Here is a 21,372-nt window from a genome sequence, read left to right on the forward strand (position 1 = left end):
CACGGATTGCTCCGGCGCTCAACCGGCGTCTCGACGGGGACGCTCATCTTCCAAGATATCGGTCATATCCTCGAATTCGCCATCGATAACCTTGTCTCCGGGGGGTGCGGATTTCGAACCGGGGTGAGGATTGCCGGTGGCTTCGAACCCGCCACCGCGTACCCAGAATCCCTGCTGCGTATCCACCCGGGTGCGGAACAAGGTTTTCAGCCAGCCGCGCAAAGGCGGTAACAGCAACAAAAAGCCGATGGTATCGGTGAAAAAGCCGGGCGTCAGCAAAAGGGCGCCGGCCAGAATGAGCAAGACCCCGTCCAGGGCTTCATCCACCGGCATGTCACCGCGATCCAAGGTTTGCCGAGCCCGTTCAAAGGTGCTTTGGCCTTGCATGCGCATGATCGATATGCCGACCATGGCCGTCATTAAAACCAGACCCAGCGTGGCCCACAGGCCGATGCCGTCGCCCACTTCGATGAACAAAGCGATCTCGGCGACCGGGATCAACAAAAAGGCAAAAACGAGCAGAAGTCCCATGTTGGCTTGCTCTTTGTGAGAATAGGGCTTATCTAACCATCAACATTCTCGGCTCCCGCCGGAAAACAAAACACATGTACAGGATCGGGACGCCCCGGTCCAGGACAACGGCGGGACGACAATGGGATAGAACGTCGGAACAACAATTGTTGATGAGCGATGGGCGGCGGTTTCCAGTTTTTTGATATTATTCTATTTGCGTTGGTGGCGGGCTTTCTGGTCTTTCGCCTGCGGAGCGTCTTGGGGCGCCGGGATGGCCACGAAGGGAACTACAAGGATCCCTATCAGCCCGATCCAAAGGCGGACTCCGAAACGGATGACCCCGGACGCGACAATGACAATGTCATTCCGTTGCCAGACCGGTCGCCGCGCGAAGACCGGCTTGATGATGAAGAGATCATTGATCCGGACAATCCTTTGGAAGCCGGTCTGGTGCAGATCCGCATCGCCGATCCGACTTTCGATCCACAAGGGTTCGTTGGCGGTGCCCAGGGGGCCTTTGAGATGATTGTCGGGGCCTTTGCCGCCGGGGATCGCAAGACCCTGGCGACCCTACTCAGCCCGGAAGTACTGTCCAACTTCGAAACCGTTATCGATCAGCGGGAATCGGCCAAGGAAACGGTCGAGCATGAGCTGGTCGGCTTGCGCAAGCCAGAGATCCTGGAAGCGGAAATGCAGGACGACTGGGCCCGGGTAACGGTCAAATTTGTCAGCGAACAGGTTAACGTGGTGCGCGACGAAGACGGCAAGGTCGTCGAGGGGGATCCCAACTATGTGGACAAAGTTACCGACTTCTGGACCTTTGCCCGCGATGTGCGGTCGCCCGATCCCAACTGGGCCCTCGTCGCCACCCGCAGCCTCGATTCGTAAATTGAGTTTTGTTCGGCATCTTGTTGCCGGAATCGTACTAACTCTGAGTGCCGCCTGCGCGCCTTTGGCCCCGGAATCCCCCTCATCGGTGCCCGAATCCGCTACCGGGGACGAAGGTCTGCTATTGCAGCCCGCTTCTTTCACCGAAATACCCGGTTGGACCGGTGGGCGTCAGGCCGGGGTCTTGGGCGCTTTTCTGAGATCCTGCGCGAAGCTTGATAACCGATTGGGCGACAATCTGTTTGTCAAAAACGATCCTCGCTTCGGACGTTATGTGGATTGGCGGCTGATTTGTGCCGAGGCGGCGCGCCAACCGGCTGCCCATGACGGATTGGCCCGGGCTTTCCTGGTGCGAAACTTTCGACCGTTCCAAGTGGTCGCCGAGGGCGGATTGAAGCAAGAGGGGCTGTTCACCGGGTACTATGAAGCTGAAATCCGTGCCGCTCGGGTCTCCTCGGCCCGCTATTGGGTACCAGTGCTGGGCAAGCCGCGCGATCTGGTGACCATGAACCTGGGCCAGTTCCGCGAGAATTGGAAAGGTCGCACCTTGGCCGGCCGGGTCAAGGGTGATCGCCTGATCCCCCATGCCAGCCGACACGAAATTGCGCGCGGGGCTTTGAAAGATCAGCATCTGGCCTTTCTCTGGGCCGATGATCCGGTGGATCTGTTTTTCCTCCATGTACAAGGTTCCGGGCGGGCTTTGCTGCCCGACGGTTCGGTTTTGCGGGTTGGCTATGCGGGAACCAATGGCCATCCCTATAAATCCATCGGTAAAATCCTCATCGAGCGCGGCGAGGTGTCGCGAGAGGCCATGTCCATGCAGGCCATCCGCCAATGGATCACCAACCACCCGGATCAGGGACTGGCGCTGCTCAATGAGAACCCGTCCTATGTTTTCCTCAAGGCTTATAAGGGTGACGGACCCTTGGGAGCCCAGGGCGTGCCGCTGACTCCGGGCCGTAGCCTGGCGGTGGACAGCAAGTTCATCCCCTATGGCGTGCCCCTGTGGCTGGACACCACCGACCCGGTGGATCCGGAACAGCCTCTGCGGCGAATGGTGGTGGCTCAGGATACCGGCGGCGCCATTCGCGGCCCCCTGCGCGGCGATCTTTTCTGGGGACATGGGCAGGTGGCCGAGCACAAGGCGGGGCTGATGAAGCAAACGGGCGGCATCTGGTTATTGCTGCCCCGCCCGCCCGGGTCTTGAATTTGGTCCGTGAAGACCGCATTCTGCCGACCATGAGCCAACGTCCCTCCCAGAACCGCCGCTTCCGTCGCTTGAGCAGCGATGATCAGGATGTATGGCATTTCGTCACCCGCGATGTGGCACCCTTGCGGGACAAACCTTCGAATGAGTTTGAAGACCGGTCCGTTTCAAGGCCGCTCCCTTTGCCCAAGGCCCCTCGACATTGGACGCCGCCGTCTGAAATCTCCAAACCGGCCAACCATTTACCGGAACTGAGCCATGGCAGTGCGCCCGGCCTGGACCGGCGTACCTCGGCCAAGCTGCGCCGTGGCAAGGTGGTGGTGGAGGGTCGCTTGGACCTGCATGGCATGACAAGGGATCAGGCGCGTGGTGCCCTGCATGGCTTTTTGCACCGGGGACAGACCCAAGGCAAGAAATGCGTCCTGGTGGTCACCGGGCGGGGCCTGCAACGGGACGGACAGATCGGCGTGCTGCGCCGGGCGGTGCCCGAGTGGCTCAATGAAATGCGCGCCTTGGTCCATGCCTTTCACTATGCCGCGCCCCAAGACGGCGGCGAAGGGGCGCTTTATGTGCTGTTGCGCCGCAAGAGGTCCGGATGACCCCGTTTGGCCGCAAAGTTCGCGAGTTGCGTCGTGCCAATCAGGTGACCCAAAGGCGCATGGCGGCGGATTTACAGGTCACCCCGGCCTATCTGTCGGCATTGGAGCATGGCCGGCGCGGTCGTCCCGCGCCGGGGATGGTGATGCAGATCTGCGCCTATTTCGATCTGATTTGGGACGATGCCGAGGAGTTAAAACGTCTGGCGGCCTTGTCCCATCCCCGGGTGGTGGTGGATACGGCGGGGCTCAGCCCCCAGGCCACGCGGCTGGCCAACCTGATGGCCCTGCATATGGCCGACTTGCCCGATCATGTCATTGATTGGATCATCGACGAGGTCGAAGCCAACCTGGCCTCCAAGGACGGTGAACCGGGCGTGCCATTCTAAAATCCCGCTTTGCTGCCCCCTGGTATCACCGTCGGGGTTCATGCATATTAGGCTTCGACTCCAGTTTCGTAGCGCAACCCTAAGATCCCCTATTCATGTTAAAGCCGTCCCTCTCTGATCGACCCATTCTGATCACCGGTGCCTCGGGCATGCTGGGCCGCGCGTTCGGGGAAGTCTTGAAGAAGTCCGGGCCGGTCATGGCCCTATCCCACCAGGAATTGGATGTCACCGACCGACAGGCGGTGATGGATCGTGCCTCGGATCGGCCGGCCTGGATCATCCATTGCGCCGCCGATGTGAATGCCGAGCGCTGCGAGATTCAACCGCAAGAAACCCGACGCATCCAAGTGGGCGGAGCGGAGAACATCGCCGCCCTGGCCGTGGCCACCGGCGCGCGGGTGCTCTATCCGCAATCGTTTCTGATCTTCGATGGCGCCCATCTGCCCATCGATGAATCCACCCCACCCAATCCGTTGTCTGTCTATGGCCGTTGCAAGTGGGAAGCCGAAACCTTGTTGCGCGATCGCCTGGGAGATCATGCTTTGTGCGTGCGCATGGCCGGGTTTTTCGGCGGGGAGGAAAAGGACAAAAACTTTGTCGGCAAGTTCCTGCCCCATGTGCGTGGTCTTTTGGCACGGGGCGAGACCAGCTATGCGGTGGGGGATCGAGTCTGGCAGCCCACCTGGACCGTCGATCTGGCCCGCAATAGCCTGTTATTGATGGCCGAAGCAAAATCCGGCCTCTACACCATGGGCTGCGAAGGCGAGGCCAGCTTCTTTGATCTGGCCACCGCTTGTATGGAGGAGTTGGGGCTTTCTCGGGCCTTCACCGTCACCCGCGCCAGCGAACAGCAGGTGGCGGGCAATGAAAAAGCCAAACGTCCGCCCCGCGCGGTGCTTCAAAACACCCGGCTACGCGCCGACGGACTGGACCGCATGCGGCCCTGGCGTACAGCGCTCAAGGAATATCTCGCCCGCCCCTATTTTAAAGACATGTTTAAGGAATACGCTGATGAAGCTGCTTGACCCCTGCGACCTGCCGCCGTTGGGCCCGTTGGCCAACCGGGTGGTCATGGCGCCCATGACCCGGGGCTTTGCGCCCGACCACCGGGCGACCGAGCACATGGCCGACTATTACGTCCGCCGGGCCGAAGGCGGGGTCGGGTTGATCGTCACCGAGGGCACGGTGATCCACCAAAGCGGCGATGGGTACCGGGATGTGCCCTATATCGACACCGACGATCAGACCAAGGCCTGGGCCCCGCTGGTTTCTCGGGTTCAGGCGGCGGGCGCCAAGATCCTCTGCCAGCTCTGGCATTGCGGGCGGATCAGCCACGAGGACTTCACCGGCGGGCCGCCCGTGTCTTCCACCAATCGCCAGGCCGAGGGTCACAATCGCCAGAACGATAAGCCCTTCGGCGTGCCCCGGGCCTTGGAAACCGGCGAGATGCCGGAAATCTACGGCCATTATGTCCATGCGGCGGAACAGGCCCTGGCCGCCGGGTTCGACGCGGTGGAACTGCATTTCGCCAATGGCTATCTGGCCGATCAGTTCCTCGATGCCAATATCAATGATCGTACCGACAAGTACGGTGGGTCGGTGGAAAACCGCTGCCGCTTCGCCCTGGAATGCCTGGAAGACGTGATCAAGGCGGTGGGCGCTGAAAAAGTGGCCGTTCGCATAAGCCCGGCTCGCGACATGGGGGGACTCTATGAATGGCCGGACCTGGACGCCATGCTCGGTCATCTGATTCCGGCCATGGACCAATTGGGGCTGCGCATGCTGTCGGTGACCAATGCCCGCGCCGACTATCATCAGACCGGCGGGCGCATGGTGCGCAAGATCCGATCCCTGTGGCCCCATTTCATCATGGCCGGGGCCTCGCTGAGTGCCGAAGAAGCGGAAACGGAACTGGCTGAGGGCTGGGTTGATGCGGTCACCTGGGGCCGTGCCCTGATCGCCAATGCGGATCTGCCGAAACGCTTTGAAAACAATGAGCCGCTGCGAGCGTTCGAAGTTCCCATGCTGGGCAGCCTCGAATGACCATGGCGCGCGGATCAGTAGACCCGGATTTTTGGCGCGGACGGCGGGTGCTGGTCACCGGCCATACGGGGTTCAAGGGTAGCTGGCTGAGCTTGTGGCTAACCGAAATGGGGGCCCAAGTGCGCGGCTTCTCGCTTGCGCCGCCCAGTACCCCCAATCTGTTCACCATCGCCCAGGTGGAATCTCTGATGGATCACGTCCATGGGGATCTGCGGGACATCAAGGCCGTGACTAGGACGGTGACCGACTTCAAACCGGAAATCGTGCTGCATCTGGCGGCCCAGGCGCTGGTGCGTCCGTCCTATGACGATCCGGTGGTTACCTATGCCACCAACGTCATGGGGACCGTGCATCTGCTGGAAGCCGTGCGGTCCTGCGGCTCCGTCAAGGCCCTGGTCTCGGTGACCAGCGACAAATGCTACGCCAACCGGGAATGGGACTGGGGCTATCGCGAGAGCGATCCCATGGGCGGCCATGATCCTTACAGCAGTTCCAAGGGCTGCGCCGAACTCGTGACCGCGGCCTATCGGGACAGCTTTTTCGCGCCCGGCGGAACCGTTGCCCTGGCCTCGGCGCGGGCCGGCAACGTGATCGGCGGGGGTGATTGGGGCCTGGATCGACTGGTTCCCGATATGGTGCGTGCCTGGTCGTCTAGCGAGACCCTGCGCATCCGCTATCCGGATGCCATCCGGCCCTGGCAGCATGTGCTTGAGCCCACGTCGGGCTATTTGCAACTGGCACAGAAGCTGGCCACCGAGGGGGCGTCCTTCGCCGACGGCTGGAATTTCGGTCCCGGTCCGGAGAGCGAGCAACCGGTGCGGACCTTGGTGGAGCGGGGCCTGACCCTGTGGGGGGACGATGCCCAATGGGCCACGGAAAACGAACCACAGCCCCACGAAGCCACTTATTTGAAGCTTGATGTCTCCAAGGCCCGGGGCAAACTGGGTTGGAATCCCCGCTGGGATCTATCGACGACCCTGGACAAGACCTTTGGCTGGTACCGGGCCTGGCATGACGGCGCGGACATGGCGGCCCTGACCCGGCGGCAAATCAAGGACTATATGACATGAGCGATGATCCCGAAGCCCTGCGGGCGCAAATCCTTGATCTGACCCGGCGTTATCATGCCGCGGCCTATCCGGACAAGGCCTTCACGCCCGGGGACTCCCCCATGCCCGTGTCCGGGCGGGTATTCGGTGCCGAGGACATGGCGGCGCTGGTGGATAGTTCGCTGGATTTCTGGCTGACCACAGGACGGTTCAACGATGCCTTCGAGGAAAAGCTGGCCGGGGTCATCGGTCGCAAGCATCTGTTGACGGTCAATTCAGGCTCCTCGGCCAATCTGGTGGCCTTTGCCGCGCTGACCTCGCCCCTGCTCAAGGACCGGGCGCTACAGCCCGGCGACGAGGTCATCACCTGCGCCACCGGCTTCCCGACCACGGTCAACCCGGCCTTGCTCTACGGCATGACACCCGTGTTCGTGGATGTGGACATACCCACCTACAACGCCCTGCCCGAGCGCATCGCCGAGGCGGTGGGGCCGAAGACCCGTGCGATCATGCTGGCCCATACCCTGGGCAACCCGTTCGACGTGGCGGCGGTGAAAAAGATCGCCGACGACCATGGTCTATGGCTGATCGAAGACTGTTGCGACGCCCTGGGCAGCACCTTCGACGGTCAGATGGTCGGGACGTTCGGCGATATCGGCACTCTGTCGTTCTATCCCGCCCACCATATCACCATGGGCGAGGGCGGCGCGGTATTCTGCGACCGGTCGATCCTGCGCCGGGCCATGGAGAGCCTCCGCGACTGGGGCCGGGACTGCTACTGCGCGCCGGGAAAGGACGATACCTGTGGCAAACGGTTTTGCTGGAAGCTGGGCGATCTGCCGGAGGGCTATGACCACAAGTATGTCTATTCCCACCTGGGCTATAACCTGAAGATCACCGACATGCAGGCTGCGGTGGGTCTAGCGCAAATGGACCATCTGGATGATTTCATCGCCCGGCGCAAGGCCAACTTCGACCGCTTGAAACAGGGATTGGCGGATCTGGAAGAGGTCCTGATCCTGCCCGAGGCCACGACGGGCTCCGATCCCTCCTGGTTCGGTTTTCCGTTGACCCTGCGCGAGGATGCGCCGTTCAGCCGGGACCAACTGGTGATCCATCTCAATGAGCAAAAGGTCGGCACCCGGCTGCTGTTCGGCTCCAATCTGTTGCGCCAGCCCTACATGATCGGGCGTCCGCACCGGGTGGTGGGAGATCTGACCAACGCCAACCGGGTGGTGGACCGGACCTTCTGGATCGGGGTCTATCCGGGTCTGACCGATGCCCATACGGACCGCATGCTGGACATTGTTCACACCTTCGTCCGGGAGCAGGCCTGATGGCCACTATCGCCATTCTCGGCGCCACCGGCCATGTGGGCAAGGGCCTGGCTTATGCCCTGGCCCAAGGCGGAAGCCATACCCTGCGGCTCTATGCCCGGGATCCGGATCGGGTGCTCGACTTTCTCAAAACCTGGGAGTTGTCGGATCACGATAGGGTCGTTCATCCGATGGACGAATTTGGTCGCCATCCCTTTGACGCGGTGGTCAATGCCACCGGTGCGGGGGATCCAGCCCGCTTGCGGACCCTGGGCGCCGGGATCTTTCGGCTGACCGAGACCGTCGACAACCGAATTCTGGATCTCCTGACCGATCATCCGGAACGGCTGTACCTGAATATATCCAGCGGTGCGGTCTATGGGGCCGGGTTTGCCGAACCGGCGCGCCAAGACACGATCGCGGCGGTACCGGTCAATGATTTGGGGCCCGGCGATGCCTATGCCATGGCCAAACGCCATGCGGAAGCCAAACATCGGGCTCATACGGCTTTCAATATCGTCGATTTGCGTATTTTCTCTTATTTCAGCCGCTTTATTGACCTGGAAGGCCGGTTTTTCACCGTCGATCTGGCCCGCAGCCTGCGTGACGCCGTGCCCCTGACCACCAATTGCGGCGAAATGGACCGGGATTACGTGGTGCCGGACGATCTGGCCCAAATGGTCCAATGCTGCCTGACCCGCTGGACCGACCGGGACGAGCAAGTCGTCAACGATGCCTTGGATTTCTATTCCAAGGCACCGGTGGGCAAGTTTGAATTGATCGAAGCGGTGCAGCGGACCTTGCCTTTGCAGGTCCGGGTCGAGGACGAGACCGCCACCCTGGCCACCGGCGGGGCCAAGAGCCGTTACTATTCGGAAAACCATCGGGCGGCGGACTGGGGCTATGCGCCGCGCTTCACCTCGGCCGATGGCGTGGTATCGGAACTGAACGCTCTTCTCAACCGCTGATCAACGCCTTGAGACGGTACAGCGCATCCAGGGCTTCGCGGGGGGTCAGGTCGTCCGGGTTGGTTTCGGCCAGGGCCTGTTCCGCCGGGCTCGGGCCCGATGCCACGGGGGATGGGGCCGGGTCTGCCAGGGCGGCGAATAGCGGCAGATCGTCCGCCAGACGGGTCAGGGCCGAGGACTGCTCGCCCTGTTCCAGGGTTTCCAGCACCTGTTCGGCGCGTGTCACCACCGTCGGGGGTAATCCGGCCATCTGACCCACATGGATGCCGTAGGAACGATCGGCGGCGCCGGGGCCCACCTCGTGCAGGAACACCACATCCCCCTGCCATTCCTTGACCCGCATGCAATGGCAGGCCAGCGATGGCAGCTTGCCGGTGAGGCTGGTCAGTTCATGGTAGTGGGTGGCGAACAAAGCGCGGGATCTGTTGACTTCGTGCAGATGCTCGATCACCGCCCAGGCGATGGACAGGCCGTCGAAGGTGGCCGTTCCCCGCCCGATCTCGTCGAGAATGACCAAAGAGCGGTCCGTCGCCTGATTGAGGATGGCCGCGGTCTCCACCATCTCGACCATGAAGGTGGAACGGCCCCGGGCCAGATCATCCGCCGCGCCCACACGGCTGAACAATCGGTCCACCACGCCGATGCGCGCGTGCTCGGCGGGCACGTAGCCGCCCATCTGAGCCAACACGGCAATCAAGGCGTTCTGTCGCAAAAAGGTACTCTTACCCGCCATATTCGGGCCGGTCAGCAGCCACAGCCGACTGTCCGGCGCCAAATCGCAGTTATTGGCGACAAAGGGCTCGGTCACCGAGGCCTCGACCACCGGATGGCGCCCGCCGGTGATCTCGAAGGCCAGGCCGTCCTCGACCACCGGACGGCAATAGCGCCGCTCTACCGCCAACTGGGCCAGGGCCGAGGCCACGTCCAGGGCGGCGATGGCCGCAGCAGCGAGGGCGATGGGCTCGGACTGGGCCAGGACCTCGGTCACCAGATCGTCGAACAGGCCCAGTTCCAACGCCAGGGCGGCGTCCTTGGCCTTGCCGATCTTGCTTTCCAGCTCGCCCAGTTCGACGGTGGTGAAGCGCACCATGTTGGCCATGGTCTGGCGATGGATGAAGGGGCTCTCCCCATCGGTGGCGATCTTGTCGGCCTGTTTGGCCGGGACCTCGACGAAATAGCCCAATACGTTGTTGTGCTTGATTTTAAGGCTGGAAACGGTGGTCTGTTCGGCATAGCGGTGCTGCAACTCGGCCATCAGGCGACGGCTTTCGTCGCGCAGGGTCCGCAGTTCGTCCAACTCTTCGGCGTAGCCCATCGCGATGAAGCCGCCATCGCGGGCCAGCAGCGGCGGATCGGGCTCGATGGCGCGGGTCAGCCGATCCACCAGAACCCCATGAAAACCCAGATCCGTGCGGTTCCCGGCCAGCGCCTCGGGCAAAATATCCTCGCCCAACAGGCTGCGGATCTCCCCCGCCCCGCTCAAACCGTCGCACAGGGCCTTCAGATCCCGGGGGCCGCCCCGCCCGATGGTCAGGCGCCCCAGGGCCCGTTCCATGTCCGGGCAGCTCTTGAGTTGGTCGCGCAGTCGCTCACGCAATGCCGGGTCATCAATGAAATGGCGCAAGGCATCCAGGCGCGCGTCGATGGCTGCCGGGTCGGTCAGGGGCGCCGCCAACCGGGCCGCCAGCCGCCGGGCACCGGGGCCGGTAATCGTGCGATCGATGCTGGCCAGAAGCGAGCCCTGCCGCTGTCCGGACAGGGTCCTGGTCAGCTCCAGATTGGCGCGGGTGGCGGCATCGATCTCCAGCACCGCCCCCTGGGCCAGACGGCGCGGCGGAGTCAGGCGGGGCAGTTTGCCTTTCTGGGTCAGGTCCACGTAATCCACCAGCGCCCCCCCGGCGGCCAGTTCGACCCGCGAAAACGAGCCAAAGCTTTCCAGGGTTGAGACCTGATAGAGGCTTTCCAACCGCTTGCGTCCGTTTTCACTGTCGAACCGCGCGGCGGGCAGGGGTGTCAGGGCGGCGCGCCAGTCATTGAACAGTTCGAACAGGTCCGGGTCTTCCAGCAACCGGTCGGGAACCAGCAATTCCCCCGGCGATAGGCGGGCGACGGCAGCGCTCAGGGCACCGGCTTCCAGCGGCTGCATGTTGAACTCACCGGTGGTCATCTCCAGCCAGGCCAGGCCCCAGCTATCGCGCAGGCGGGCGACGGCGGCCAGGTAATTGGCGGCGCGGGCATCGAGCAGGGTATCCTCGGTAATGGTGCCCGGGGTGATGACCCGGATCACGTCGCGGTTGACCACGGATTTGGCACCGCGTTTTTTGGCCTCGGCGGGGTCCTCGGTCTGTTCGCAGACCGCCACCTTGTGCCCGGCGCGGATCAACCGTGACAGATAGGCCTCGTGACTATGCACCGGTACCCCGGCCATGGGGATGTCCTCGCCCAGATGCTTGCCGCGCTTGGTCAGGGTGATGTCGAGCACCGCTGCCGCGGTCACCGCGTCATCGAAGAACAATTCATAGAAATCGCCCATGCGGTAGAACAACAGGCTGTCCGGATGGCCCTGCTTGATGGCCATGTACTGGGCCATCATCGGCGTCACCTCGGTTTTGACCGGTTTGTCAGTCTGGGCTTTCTCGACGACGGCTTTGGAGGCGCGGGGCACGGATCAGGAGTCCTGCAAAGGAATAAAATAGCTGAAAATCCGGGATTTCTTCGCATTCTAGGCGGGTCCCCACGGCGACGGAACCCCTTTTTTGTAGGTTGGGGGACAGTTGGGGTTGGTCGAAGCGCTTCGGGCTGGTAATTAAAGGGCACCAGCCACGCGAGGAGCCTCCTATGCGCACCGCCACAGTTGAGCGCAATACCTATGAAACGGCCATTTCGGTCACTGTCGATCTGGACGGGGACGGGCAGTATGCCGTGTCCACCGGCATCGGCTTTTTGGACCACATGCTCGAACAGCTTGCCCGGCACGGCCTGATCAACCTGACCGTCAAGGCCGAGGGCGACCTGCATATCGATTACCACCACACCACCGAGGACGTGGGCATCGCCATCGGCACGGCCTTTTCACAGGCCCTGGGCGACCGCAAAGGGATTACCCGCTATGGCAGCGCTTATGCGCCCATGGACGAAACCCTGGTGCGGGTGGCGTTGGATTGCTCCAACCGTCCCTATCTGATCTGGAAGGTGGATTTCCAGCGCGACAAACTGGGCGAAATGGATACGGAACTGTTCAAGGAATGGTTCCAGGCCTTTGCCCAGGCGGCCGGGCTGACCCTGCATGTGGAATGCCTGTACGGGGAAAACAACCACCATATCGCCGAGGCGGCTTTCAAGGCCCTGGCCCGCTCCCTGCGTCAGGCCCTGGAAATCGACCCCCGCCGCGCCGATGCGATCCCGTCCACCAAGGGCGTGCTGGGCGGGTCACTTTAAAAAGCCATGCGGTATTACAGCGTCCATCCCGGCGCCCCAGGCGATCCGCCGCTGTTGGTCCGCGAGGGCTTCAACTGGCTGGCCGCGCTATTCGGTTTTCTCTGGGCCTTGAGCCGGAAACTCTGGCTGGACGCCATTGTCCTGTTTGTCGTGGCGGCGGGCCTGTCCTTGCTGTCCAAATGGGAAGCTTGGGGGCCATTGGTTCAGGGACCGCTGTGGCTCGCTTTTTTCCTCGTGGTCGGCTATACCGCCAACGACCGCCGCCGCCGCCTGCTGGAGCGTCAGGGGAGACCGGCTTCGGCGGTGGTCGCGGCCGCCGACGAAGAAGCGGCGCTGCTGCGTGTTCTGAATGAGAGACCCATGGATTTGGAAGCATGAGAATTGTTATCGTGGATTACGGCTCGGGCAACCTGCGCTCGGCGGCCAAAGCCTTTGAGCGGGCCGAGGCGGAAGCGGGTCTAAGGGGCCAGGTGGTGGTCAGCGCCGATCCCAAGGATGTGGCGGACGCAACCCATCTGGTGCTGCCTGGAGTCGGGGCCTTTGGCGATTGCAAATCCGGCCTGGACGCCCTGTCCGGCATGACTGACGCCCTGGAAAAGGCCGTGCAGGACGACGGCAAGCCGTTCCTTGGCATCTGTGTCGGCATGCAGCTGCTGGCGACGGTGGGCCGCGAGCATGGCGATCACCAGGGCCTGAATTGGATTGGTGGCGAGGTGGTGCCCCTGACCCCGTCGGACAAGGACCTGAAAATCCCCCACATGGGCTGGAATCAGCTGGCTTTCGAGAGGGGCAGCCATCCGTTGTTCGATGGATTGGCCCCCGGCGCGCACGCCTATTTCGTCCATTCCTTCGGATTCAAAGCCGGGGATCCAGCCTCGGTGCTGGCGACGGTTGACTATGGCGGGCCGGTCTCGGCGGTCATTGGGCGCGACAACATGGTCGGCACCCAGTTCCATCCGGAGAAAAGCCAGGCCACCGGTCTGGCCCTGATCACCAATTTCCTCAAGTGGAAGCCTTAAGATGATCTTTTTACCCGCCATCGACCTGAAGGACGGCCAATGCGTGCGCTTGTTGCGCGGCGAGATGGACAAGGCCACCGTGTTCAACGACAGCCCCGGTGATCAGGCGCGCCAGTTCAAGGCGGCGGGCATGCGCTGGCTGCATGTGGTCGATCTGAATGGCGCTTTCGAAGGCAAACCGGTGAACGGCGCGGCGGTGGACGAGATCCTGGCCAACAGCGATTTTCCCATTGAGCTGGGCGGTGGCATCCGTGACATGGAAACCATCGACATGTGGCTGGATCGGGGTGTGCGGCGGGTGATCCTGGGTACCGTGGCGCTACGTGATCCGGCGCTGGTCAAGCAGGCCTGCAAGCGTCATCCGGGCCGCGTCGCCGTGGGCATTGATGCCCGCGACGGCTTCGTCGCCGTGGAAGGCTGGGCCGAGGTTTCGCAAATAACGGCCTTGGACTTGGCGTTGAAATTCGAAGATGCCGGAGTGGCGGCGATTATCTACACCGACATCGCCCGCGACGGCGCCATGCAGGGCCCCAATATCGAGGCCACAACGGCGCTGGCCCAAGCGATTTCGACGCCGGTGATTCTGTCCGGCGGCGTGTCCTCCATGGATGATCTGCGCGCGGTTATCGCGGCGCCGGGCGCGGAGCGCCTGGAAGGGGTGATCAGCGGTCGCGCGGTCTATGACGGACGCATCGATGCCGCCGAAGCACAACAGCTGTTGGATGCCTGAACCATGATGAAAATGCGCATCATCCCCTGCCTGGACGTCAAGGACGGTCGCGTGGTCAAGGGAGTCAACTTCATTGATCTGGTGGATGCCGGCGACCCGGTGGAACAGGCCAAGATCTATGACCGCGAAGGCGCCGACGAGCTGACCTTTTTGGACATCACCGCCAGCCACGAAAACCGCGACACCATCTATGACGTGGTCAACCGCACCGCCGAGCAATGCTTCATGCCGCTGACCGTCGGTGGCGGGGTGCGGGTCAACGAGGACATCCGCAAGCTGCTGCTGGCCGGGGCCGACAAGGTCTCCATCAACACCGCCGCCGTGCATCGACCGGAGTTCGTCCGCGAAGCAGCCGAGAAGTTCGGCAGCCAATGCATCGTGGTGGCCATCGACGCCAAATCCGTGGGTCCGGACAAGTTCGAGATTTTTACCCACGGGGGCCGCGAGCCCACCGGTATCGATGCCGTGCAATGGGCCCGGCGCATGGCCGAATACGGGGCCGGAGAGATCCTGCTGACCTCCATGGATCGGGACGGCACCAAACAGGGATTCAATCTGCCCCTGACCCGGGCCATTGCCGATGCGGTGCCCATTCCGGTGATCGCATCCGGTGGCGTGGGGACCTTGGATCATATGATCGAGGGCATCACCGAAGGCCATGCGACGGCGGTTTTGGCCGCTTCCATCTTCCATTTCGGCACCTTCACCATTCGCCAGTGCAAGGAACACATGGCCGCCGCCGGGGTCCCGGTGCGGCTGGATTACTGACCATCAACGGAACCAAGCCCATCATGTCGAAGAAAACCACCGCCAGCCCCAAAGTTCTCGAGGAACTCCACAAGGTGATCGTCAAGCGCAAGGGCGATGATCCCAAAACCTCCTACACCGCCAAGCTGTTCCATCGCGGGCGCGGCAAGATCTGTCAGAAACTCGGCGAGGAAGCCGTCGAGGTGGTGGTCGCCGCCTTGGACGAAAGCCCCGACAACGTGGCCAGCGAGAGCGCTGATCTGCTGTATCATCTGCTGGTGCTCTGGGCCGACAAGGGCGTGGACCCTCAGGACGTTTGGGCCGAACTGGCGCACCGCCGGGGGACCTCGGGAATCGAGGAGAAGAAGTCCCGCAAAACCGCGTAATCTAGGGAGACGACAGCCATGGCCTATGATTCCGACAATATCTTCGCCAAGATTCTGCGCGGCGAAATCCCTTGTGACCGGGTGGCCGAGAACGATCAGGCCCTGGCCTTCAACGATATCAGCCCCCAGGCGCCGGTGCATATTCTGGTCATTCCCAAGGGTGCCTATGTGTCCTCGGATGATTTTTACAGCACCGCCGAACCAGCGGAAATCAGCGGATTCCACGCCCTTGTGGCCCAAGTGGCCCGCGACGCCGGGCTGGTGGAAAGCGGTTATCGGCTGATCGCCAACCATGGCGCCGACGGCGGTCAGGAAGTGTTCCATTTCCACATGCATGTGATGGGAGGACAACCCATGGGGCCGATGGTCGTCCGGCGCTGAAAAACCGGTGCTTTTTTTCGCTTCGATAATGGAACGACTCGGCGGTATACTGTTCCTTAGGATAAACGGGCCCAGAATGGGACTTGGAAGCGTTCCCATGTCCGAGTGACGGGAACAGATCCCAGAAGGATTTGAGCAATGGTCGCCACAGCCATTCCTGATAAACAGGCATTCCGCCCCGAAGTGGGCGGCGACGGGGCTCGGGAATCGACCCTGTCCATCGGGCCCGACGGCACGGTGGCGGTGGCCGATGTGGGCTTCATGCTTTCGGCTCGCTATATCCGTTACGACGATCATCTGGTCCTGGCCGATAAGGAAGGCAATGTCACCCTGGTGCGCGACTTCTTCGCCCAGGACCAGTTGCCCGACCTGGTGGCGCCCAACGGTGCCCGCATCAATGGCGAGCTGGCGTCCAAGCTGGCCGGGCCGCTGGCCCCGAGCCAGGTGGCGCAGGCCGGTCCGGTGGTGGCCGGAGAACCCATCGGTCAAGTGGATACCATCGCCGGGCAGGTAACCGTCATCCGTACCGACGGGACCCGGATCACGGCGGAAAAGGGCACCGCTGTCTATCAGGGCGACGTGGTGGAAACCGGAGAAGATTCCGCCATCGGTGTGTTGTTTGCCGACGACACCAGTTTCTCTCTCGGTGACAAGGGCCGCATGGTCCTTGACGAAATGGTCTTTGACCCGGGCGCCAGCGAGGGATCGTTGAATGTCTCCGTGGTTACCGGCGTGTTTTCGCTGGTATCCGGGCAGATTTCAAAGATGAAGCAAGACGCCATGACGGTGACCACACCCACGGCCACCATCGGCATTCGCGGCACCGCCGGCGCGGGCGGTGTCGAGGGTGGCGGTGGCCAAGGCGGCGGCGGCACCACCTTCGCCCTGGCCGAGGAAGCAGGCGGAGTGACCGGCGAGGCGGTGTTCAGCACCCCCGACGGGCGTTCCACCACCCTGAACCAACCAGGCCAGGGTACCAACAACAGCCATGAATCCCTGCAATTCTCCGCTTCGGATTTCGGTGCCCAGTTTGGCTCGGCCCTGACCAGCCTGCCCGGCGCCGCGCAACATCTGCCGCCTGCCTTCAATGACACGGTCAGTCAGTCCCACAGTCAGGCCCGGGCGCAGCAGCAACAGCAGGCAGACGCCGCTGCGGACGAAGAAGCCCCGGCTGACGGCGAGGCCCCAGCGGATGGCGAGGCCCCGGCGGATGGCGAGGCCCCGGCTGACGGCGAAGCCCCGGCTGACGGCGAGGCTCCGGTGGACGGCGAGGCCCCGGTGGACGGCGAGGCCCCCGTGGATGGCGAGGCCCCCGTGGATGGCGAGGCCCCGGTGGATGGCGCGCCTGGTGAAGGCGGTCCAGCCGACGGCGCGCCTGGTGAAGACGCTCCCCAAGGGGCTGCGGACGGTGAACAAGTTGCCGAGGCCCCTGGTGATGGGGGCGCCCCGGTCGATGGGCCCGCTGGTCCCGCTGGCCCGGACGGTCCGGCCGGACCCACCGCTCCTACCGGTCCAGGATCGGGTGGTCAGGGTGGTGGAACCGATGGTGGTTTCGGTAGCTTTGGCGACTTTGGCGGTGGCGGCATCTTCGGCGGCGGTGGTGGTGGACTGATTGGCGGCGGCGGCGGTGATTTGCTGGGCGGTGGTGGTGACCCGCTCGGTGGCGGTGAGGACCCCCTCGCTCCGGGTGGATTCCTGGATTTCATTGATCTGGGCCCGATCGGCCCAGAGCCGCCTGAAGGAACGGAAACTGGAGATGATGATGTTCCAGTCCCCGGCGTTATCGAGACCGGTAGCTGGGCCTTGCTTGCCGACCCAGACGGCGACAACGACGGCGTGATTATCACCGGCCTGGTGGAAGATGTGGACGGGGAGGTCTATGGCAACGCCATCTTGGGTCTGGGCGGCAATGATATGATCGTTTCCGACCCGATCAGCAACGCCGCGACCATCAATGCCTCCACCGATCCGCTCTCTGAAACCCCGGTTTTCGTCGGCGCGGGTGAGCGCGACGCCATCGCCGGCGGCAGCGGCGACGATGTGATCTGGGGCGGCGGCGGCAACGATACCATCACTGGCGACATTCCCGACACCACCGGCGGCAACGATGGCACTGACCTGGATATCCTGACCAACAGCATTACCTATTGGGGCACGTCCGGAGAAGGCAACGACACTATCTATGGCGGCGACGGGAATGACGACATCAGTGGCGACGGGGGTAACGACACACTCTACGGCGACGATGGCGACGACTCGATCTCGGGCGATGACGGCATCGATTATATCAGCGGCGGCCTGGGTGCGGACTCCCTCGACGGCGGCCTGGGCAACGACGATATTTTCGGCGGCGCAGGGAACGATGCCATCGACGGCGGTGCCGGGACCGACACCATGTATGGCAATCTGGGCGATGATTTCTTCAAGGTCGACGAGATCAGTGATTCGGTGATCGAATCGGCAGGTGAAGGCACGGACCACGTGCAGTCCACCGCGACATCCTTTACCCTGCCGACCAACGTGGAGAACGGCGAGCTCTATCCCGATTCCGCCCACCACACCCTGATCGGCAATAGCGGCGACAATACCATCGTCGGCAACGACGGTAACAATGTACTGACCAGCATGGGCGGCGTGGACTCCATCTTTGGTGGCCTGGGCGATGACTGGATCAACGCGGGCAGCGCGGCGGCATCCACGCAACGCTCCCTCTACAGCGGCGGTCTCGGCGACGATACCCTGAGTTTTGCCGATTTGGGCATGAGCGTGACCGCCAACCTTGCCACCGGTACGGTGAGCTACAATGGCTATACCGATACCTTGAGCGGCTTCGAGAATTTGGATGGCTCGGCGAGCGACGACATCCTCAATGGTGACAGCCAGGCTAACCTGCTCAAGGGCCAGGACGGCAACGACGGCCTATGGGGATTCGGCGGCGCCGATACCCTGCAGGGTCTCAATGGCAATGACACGCTGTTCGGTGGCACCGGCGCCGATACCCTGGAAGGAGGCGCCGGCAATGATACGCTCTACGGCGATGCCGGAAACGATACCCTGACCGGCGGCGGCGGCAATGACATCTTCAATTTCCTGCTCAGCGATTTTAATGGCAGTGGCACCAGCAATTACGACGTCATCATGGATATTCTGCCCGCCACCGATGTATTCCGCTTCTACACCGCGGCGGTGAGTGTCAGCGGATTGAGCGTCACCGCCACCAATCACCAATTAAAGGATATCAACTACACCACGGGAACTGGCAATTGGACGGGCAATTTCATCGCCAAGAACACCTATACCAGCTTCACCGGTGCCTTTAATGCCTTTGCCGCCAGTTCCATCAATGGACAGGCGGTCAGTGGCATCGATGCCAATCGGGATGTGTTCCTGTTCTACTTGAATGGTACCACGGGCGACACCGAGCTTTGGCATGCCAATGCCAATGCCGCGACCCAGACATCCTATTCCCAGGTGGCGGTTTTCGATGGCGCCGAGACCATGGCGGCCAACAAAATAATCGTCGAATTCAGTACCTCCACCTGAGCCTCACCGCCCCGCCCTGATCCTGCGGAACGCCAAGGCCTCGGCCACATGAGGTCGGCGTACATCAGGGCTGTGATCCATGTCGGCGATGGTCCGCGCCACCCTTAAAACCCGGTGATAGCCGCGTGCGGAAAGGCGGAGTTTCTCCGTCGCCTGGACCAGCAGGGCCTGTCCCTCCCGGTCGGGGGTGGCGACGGCTTCCAACAGCTTGCCATCGGCCTCGGCATTGCTGCGCACCTTGTGGTTTTCATAGCGTTTGATTTGATGACCGCGCACCCGGGCCACCCGGTCGGCCACATCCACCGAGCTTTCGGCGGGCGGCGGCAGCATCAGATCCTGCGGAGAGACAGCGGGCACCTGCACATGCAGATCGATGCGGTCGAGCAGCGGCCCGGACAGACGGTTCTGATATTCGTCGGCGCAGTGCGGCGCACGGGTACAGGCCTGGGCCGGATCATCCAGATGGCCGCAGCGGCAGGGGTTCATGGCGGCGATGAGCTGCACCCGGGCCGGATAGGTGGCCTGATGATTGACCCGCGACACGGTGGCCCGCCCGGTCTCCAGCGGCTGGCGCAGGGCCTCCAGGGCCGGACGCTGGAATTCCGGCAGTTCATCCAGAAACAACACCCCCAAATGGGCCAGGGACACCTCGCCGGGACGCGCTTTGTGACCGCCGCCCACCAGCGCCGCCATGGAGGCGGAATGATGCGGATCACGGAACGGGCGCCGGGTGAGCAGGCGGCCATCCTTCAGCCGTCCGTCCAGGGAATGGATCATGCTGACTTCCAGGGCCTCTCCCGGAGTCAGCGGCGGCAGCAAACCGGGCAAACAGGCGGCGAGCAGCGACTTGCCCGAGCCCGGCGGACCACTCATCAACAGGTTATGCCCGCCGGCGGCGGCGATTTCCAAAGCCCGCTTGGCGGTCTCCTGGCCCTTGATCTCGGCGATGTCGGGGCCGCCATGCAGAGCATCGGTCGCGCGGCGGGCCTCGGGCGGCGTGAGACTCTGTTGGCCTTTCAGGTGATTGATCAAGGCCAGTAGATCCGAGGGTGCGATGAGGTTGGATCCCCCCGCCCAGGCCGCCTCACCGCCTTGCTCTCCGGGGCAGATCAGACCGCGACCGTGGCTGGCCGCCTGAACCGCCGCGGGCAGCACGCCTGCCACCGGCGTCAACCGCCCATCCAAGGCCAATTCGCCCAGGGCAGTGTACTGTGGCAGCTCTTCCGATGGCACCGCCCCCATGGCGCCGAGAATGCCCAGGGCGATGGGCAGGTCATAGTGGCTGCCTTCCTTGCCCAGGTCGGCGGGCGCCAGATTGACGGTGATGCGTTTGGGCGGCAGGGCCAGACCCAGCGCCGCCAAGGCCGACCGGACCCGCTCGCGGCTTTCGGCCACCGCCTTGTCCGGCAAACCAACGACGGAAAATGTGGGCAGCCCGGAGGCCATTTGGACTTGGACATCCACGTCCACTACGTCGGCGCCTTGGAAGGCGACCGTGAATACCCGCGTAACCATGATTCCCACCTAAAAGTGTAGAAATCATCCTATATCAATCGAGAACGCAGGGGCAACGCTATTTCTTGGTCAGGTGGACAATCTGGAACGGAACGCCATCCATGGTCTCTTTATTGAAAGCACAGGTCAGCCGGGTGCAGGTCATGCCCCAAAGGTTATAAACATCGCTGCCTTTCACGCCCGTTCGCAAAACAAAAAGTTCGGTAACCCGACCATCGTTGGAAACCAGCCGGTATCCGGCGGCTTGGTCGGGTAGGGCGTTCTCCCGGGCGGGGATCAGTGCCCGGAAGGCCTGGGTCACCCGCCGATGGCGCGCCTCATCCATGGGCAGATCGGTGATGGCGGTGAAATAGGCCGAATGGCCCACGTAGTCGGTGGGCTTGGTGGTCATGGGATCGGTGGCGGTGATCACCCGATGCAGGTTTTGCTCCACCAGCCACCAGACCGGCTGCTTGGCCACCAGCACATGGCCCAGGCGCGAACAGATGACACGGCCCAAGGTGGCGAGGGACGGCGGCACGGTTCTGACCGCATCCTTGGGGGCCTGAGCGCAGGAAATCTCGAAACTGTTTTGACCTTGCTGGGCAATGGCAACACCGCCGATCAGCAAGGCCGATAAAAGCGCCAACAGGCGTAGGGCCATG

General features: G+C 62.8%; 21 protein-coding genes. 17 read left to right on the forward strand and 4 right to left on the reverse strand.

Annotated features, from left to right (window positions below):
* Positions 1-18 precede the first annotated feature (18 nt).
* A complete protein-coding gene (locus tag MGMAQ_RS18350) occupies positions 19-531 on the reverse strand; it encodes an FxsA family protein (protein ID WP_046022695.1) in 513 nt (170 codons plus the stop codon).
* Positions 532-690: 159 nt separating this feature from the next.
* Here MGMAQ_RS18350 and MGMAQ_RS18355 point away from each other — a divergent pair, with 159 nt between their 5' ends.
* The 9 genes from MGMAQ_RS18355 to MGMAQ_RS18395 all read left to right on the forward strand — a co-directional run bounded on the left by MGMAQ_RS18355 (position 691) and on the right by MGMAQ_RS18395 (position 8,969).
* Complete coding sequence (locus tag MGMAQ_RS18355; RefSeq protein WP_046022696.1) at positions 691-1,401, forward strand: Tim44/TimA family putative adaptor protein; 711 nt, start codon at positions 691-693, stop codon at positions 1,399-1,401.
* 88 nt (positions 1,402-1,489) lie between these two features.
* Positions 1,490-2,608 (forward strand): murein transglycosylase A, encoded by a 1,119-nt coding sequence (locus tag MGMAQ_RS18360; protein ID WP_252508659.1) that lies wholly within the window; start codon positions 1,490-1,492, stop codon positions 2,606-2,608.
* Between the two features lie 2 nt (positions 2,609-2,610).
* Positions 2,611-3,207: a Smr/MutS family protein gene (locus tag MGMAQ_RS18365; RefSeq protein ID WP_082085536.1), complete on the forward strand. Its 597-nt coding sequence runs from the start codon at positions 2,611-2,613 to the stop codon at positions 3,205-3,207.
* Positions 3,204-3,593, forward strand: coding sequence for a helix-turn-helix domain-containing protein (locus MGMAQ_RS18370; RefSeq protein ID WP_046022697.1), 390 nt, complete (start codon positions 3,204-3,206; stop codon positions 3,591-3,593). Before MGMAQ_RS18365 ends, MGMAQ_RS18370 begins: the two co-directional genes overlap by 4 nt.
* Before the next feature lie 95 nt (positions 3,594-3,688).
* On the forward strand, positions 3,689-4,618 hold the full coding sequence (locus MGMAQ_RS18375) for an NAD(P)-dependent oxidoreductase (protein WP_046022698.1): 930 nt from the start codon (positions 3,689-3,691) through the stop codon (positions 4,616-4,618).
* Positions 4,605-5,636 carry a hypothetical protein gene (locus MGMAQ_RS18380; RefSeq protein WP_046022699.1) on the forward strand — a complete coding sequence of 344 codons (1,032 nt, stop codon included), beginning with the start codon at positions 4,605-4,607 and terminating at the stop codon, positions 5,634-5,636. Before MGMAQ_RS18375 ends, MGMAQ_RS18380 begins: the two co-directional genes overlap by 14 nt.
* A complete protein-coding gene (gene rfbG, locus MGMAQ_RS18385; protein WP_046022700.1) occupies positions 5,633-6,706 on the forward strand; it encodes a CDP-glucose 4,6-dehydratase in 1,074 nt (357 codons plus the stop codon). Before MGMAQ_RS18380 ends, rfbG begins: the two co-directional genes overlap by 4 nt.
* On the forward strand, positions 6,703-8,022 hold the full coding sequence (gene rfbH / locus MGMAQ_RS18390) for a lipopolysaccharide biosynthesis protein RfbH (protein WP_046022701.1): 1,320 nt from the start codon (positions 6,703-6,705) through the stop codon (positions 8,020-8,022). The genes rfbG and rfbH overlap by 4 nt, the downstream gene beginning before the upstream one ends.
* Positions 8,022-8,969: an NAD(P)-dependent oxidoreductase gene (locus tag MGMAQ_RS18395; RefSeq protein WP_046022702.1), complete on the forward strand. Its 948-nt coding sequence runs from the start codon at positions 8,022-8,024 to the stop codon at positions 8,967-8,969. The genes rfbH and MGMAQ_RS18395 overlap by 1 nt, the downstream gene beginning before the upstream one ends.
* Here the strand turns inward: MGMAQ_RS18395 and mutS are convergent.
* Positions 8,959-11,562, reverse strand: coding sequence for a DNA mismatch repair protein MutS (gene mutS, locus MGMAQ_RS18400; RefSeq protein ID WP_046023527.1), 2,604 nt, complete (start codon positions 11,560-11,562; stop codon positions 8,959-8,961). The two genes, MGMAQ_RS18395 and mutS, sit on opposite strands and share 11 nt — an antisense overlap.
* Before the next feature lie 245 nt (positions 11,563-11,807).
* Between mutS and hisB the strand changes: the two genes are divergently transcribed.
* From hisB to MGMAQ_RS21150, 8 genes are all read left to right on the forward strand, one after another.
* Positions 11,808-12,407 carry an imidazoleglycerol-phosphate dehydratase HisB gene (hisB, locus tag MGMAQ_RS18405; protein ID WP_046022703.1) on the forward strand — a complete coding sequence of 200 codons (600 nt, stop codon included), beginning with the start codon at positions 11,808-11,810 and terminating at the stop codon, positions 12,405-12,407.
* A gap of 6 nt (positions 12,408-12,413) precedes the next feature.
* The gene (locus MGMAQ_RS18410) at positions 12,414-12,785 is read left to right on the forward strand and encodes a DUF2628 domain-containing protein (protein ID WP_046022704.1); all 372 of its coding nucleotides are present in this window, start codon (positions 12,414-12,416) and stop codon (positions 12,783-12,785) included.
* Positions 12,782-13,426, forward strand: a complete 645-nt coding sequence (gene hisH, locus MGMAQ_RS18415; RefSeq protein WP_046022705.1) for an imidazole glycerol phosphate synthase subunit HisH — start codon at positions 12,782-12,784, stop codon at positions 13,424-13,426. The genes MGMAQ_RS18410 and hisH overlap by 4 nt, the downstream gene beginning before the upstream one ends.
* A gap of 1 nt (position 13,427) precedes the next feature.
* Positions 13,428-14,156 carry a 1-(5-phosphoribosyl)-5-[(5-phosphoribosylamino)methylideneamino]imidazole-4-carboxamide isomerase gene (gene hisA, locus MGMAQ_RS18420; RefSeq protein WP_046022706.1) on the forward strand — a complete coding sequence of 243 codons (729 nt, stop codon included), beginning with the start codon at positions 13,428-13,430 and terminating at the stop codon, positions 14,154-14,156.
* A 3-nt stretch (positions 14,157-14,159) separates the two neighbouring features.
* On the forward strand, positions 14,160-14,924 hold the full coding sequence (gene hisF, locus MGMAQ_RS18425; protein WP_046022707.1) for an imidazole glycerol phosphate synthase subunit HisF: 765 nt from the start codon (positions 14,160-14,162) through the stop codon (positions 14,922-14,924).
* A 23-nt stretch (positions 14,925-14,947) separates the two neighbouring features.
* A complete protein-coding gene (locus MGMAQ_RS18430; protein WP_046022708.1) occupies positions 14,948-15,289 on the forward strand; it encodes a phosphoribosyl-ATP diphosphatase in 342 nt (113 codons plus the stop codon).
* An 18-nt stretch (positions 15,290-15,307) separates the two neighbouring features.
* Positions 15,308-15,670, forward strand: coding sequence for a histidine triad nucleotide-binding protein (locus MGMAQ_RS18435; RefSeq protein ID WP_046022709.1), 363 nt, complete (start codon positions 15,308-15,310; stop codon positions 15,668-15,670).
* Positions 15,671-15,808: 138 nt separating this feature from the next.
* A complete protein-coding gene (locus tag MGMAQ_RS21150; protein WP_052716540.1) occupies positions 15,809-19,213 on the forward strand; it encodes a FecR domain-containing protein in 3,405 nt (1,134 codons plus the stop codon).
* A gap of 3 nt (positions 19,214-19,216) precedes the next feature.
* Here MGMAQ_RS21150 and MGMAQ_RS18445 read toward each other — a convergent pair whose 3' ends face one another.
* Complete coding sequence (locus MGMAQ_RS18445) at positions 19,217-20,728, reverse strand: YifB family Mg chelatase-like AAA ATPase (protein WP_046022710.1); 1,512 nt, start codon at positions 20,726-20,728, stop codon at positions 19,217-19,219.
* 58 nt (positions 20,729-20,786) lie between these two features.
* Entirely contained in the window at positions 20,787-21,371 is a 585-nt protein-coding gene (locus tag MGMAQ_RS18450; protein WP_046022711.1) for a hypothetical protein, read from the reverse strand.
* Position 21,372 lies beyond the last annotated feature (1 nt).

Origin of the sequence: Magnetospira sp. QH-2 (assembly GCF_000968135.1) — a bacterium.
GTDB lineage: Bacteria > Pseudomonadota > Alphaproteobacteria > Rhodospirillales > Magnetospiraceae > Magnetospira.

Excerpts from the sequence above, each read along its gene's own strand:
- MGMAQ_RS18350 (WP_046022695.1), bottom strand. The coding sequence starts at position 531 with ATGGGACTTCTGCTCGTTTTTGCCTTTTTGTTGATCCCGGTCGCCGAG.
- MGMAQ_RS18355 (WP_046022696.1), top strand. The coding sequence starts at position 691 with ATGGGCGGCGGTTTCCAGTTTTTTGATATTATTCTATTTGCGTTGGTG.
- MGMAQ_RS18370 (WP_046022697.1), top strand. The coding sequence starts at position 3,204 with ATGACCCCGTTTGGCCGCAAAGTTCGCGAGTTGCGTCGTGCCAATCAG.
- MGMAQ_RS18375 (WP_046022698.1), top strand. The coding sequence starts at position 3,689 with ATGTTAAAGCCGTCCCTCTCTGATCGACCCATTCTGATCACCGGTGCC.
- MGMAQ_RS18380 (WP_046022699.1), top strand. The coding sequence starts at position 4,605 with ATGAAGCTGCTTGACCCCTGCGACCTGCCGCCGTTGGGCCCGTTGGCC.
- rfbG (WP_046022700.1), top strand. The coding sequence starts at position 5,633 with ATGACCATGGCGCGCGGATCAGTAGACCCGGATTTTTGGCGCGGACGG.
- rfbH (WP_046022701.1), top strand. The coding sequence starts at position 6,703 with ATGAGCGATGATCCCGAAGCCCTGCGGGCGCAAATCCTTGATCTGACC.
- MGMAQ_RS18395 (WP_046022702.1), top strand. The coding sequence starts at position 8,022 with ATGGCCACTATCGCCATTCTCGGCGCCACCGGCCATGTGGGCAAGGGC.
- mutS (WP_046023527.1), bottom strand. The coding sequence starts at position 11,562 with ATGATGGCCCAGTACATGGCCATCAAGCAGGGCCATCCGGACAGCCTG.
- hisB (WP_046022703.1), top strand. The coding sequence starts at position 11,808 with ATGCGCACCGCCACAGTTGAGCGCAATACCTATGAAACGGCCATTTCG.
- MGMAQ_RS18410 (WP_046022704.1), top strand. The coding sequence starts at position 12,414 with ATGCGGTATTACAGCGTCCATCCCGGCGCCCCAGGCGATCCGCCGCTG.
- hisH (WP_046022705.1), top strand. The coding sequence starts at position 12,782 with ATGAGAATTGTTATCGTGGATTACGGCTCGGGCAACCTGCGCTCGGCG.
- hisA (WP_046022706.1), top strand. The coding sequence starts at position 13,428 with ATGATCTTTTTACCCGCCATCGACCTGAAGGACGGCCAATGCGTGCGC.
- hisF (WP_046022707.1), top strand. The coding sequence starts at position 14,160 with ATGATGAAAATGCGCATCATCCCCTGCCTGGACGTCAAGGACGGTCGC.
- MGMAQ_RS18430 (WP_046022708.1), top strand. The coding sequence starts at position 14,948 with ATGTCGAAGAAAACCACCGCCAGCCCCAAAGTTCTCGAGGAACTCCAC.
- MGMAQ_RS18435 (WP_046022709.1), top strand. The coding sequence starts at position 15,308 with ATGGCCTATGATTCCGACAATATCTTCGCCAAGATTCTGCGCGGCGAA.
- MGMAQ_RS21150 (WP_052716540.1), top strand. The coding sequence starts at position 15,809 with ATGGTCGCCACAGCCATTCCTGATAAACAGGCATTCCGCCCCGAAGTG.
- MGMAQ_RS18445 (WP_046022710.1), bottom strand. The coding sequence starts at position 20,728 with ATGGTTACGCGGGTATTCACGGTCGCCTTCCAAGGCGCCGACGTAGTG.
- MGMAQ_RS18450 (WP_046022711.1), bottom strand. The coding sequence starts at position 21,371 with ATGGCCCTACGCCTGTTGGCGCTTTTATCGGCCTTGCTGATCGGCGGT.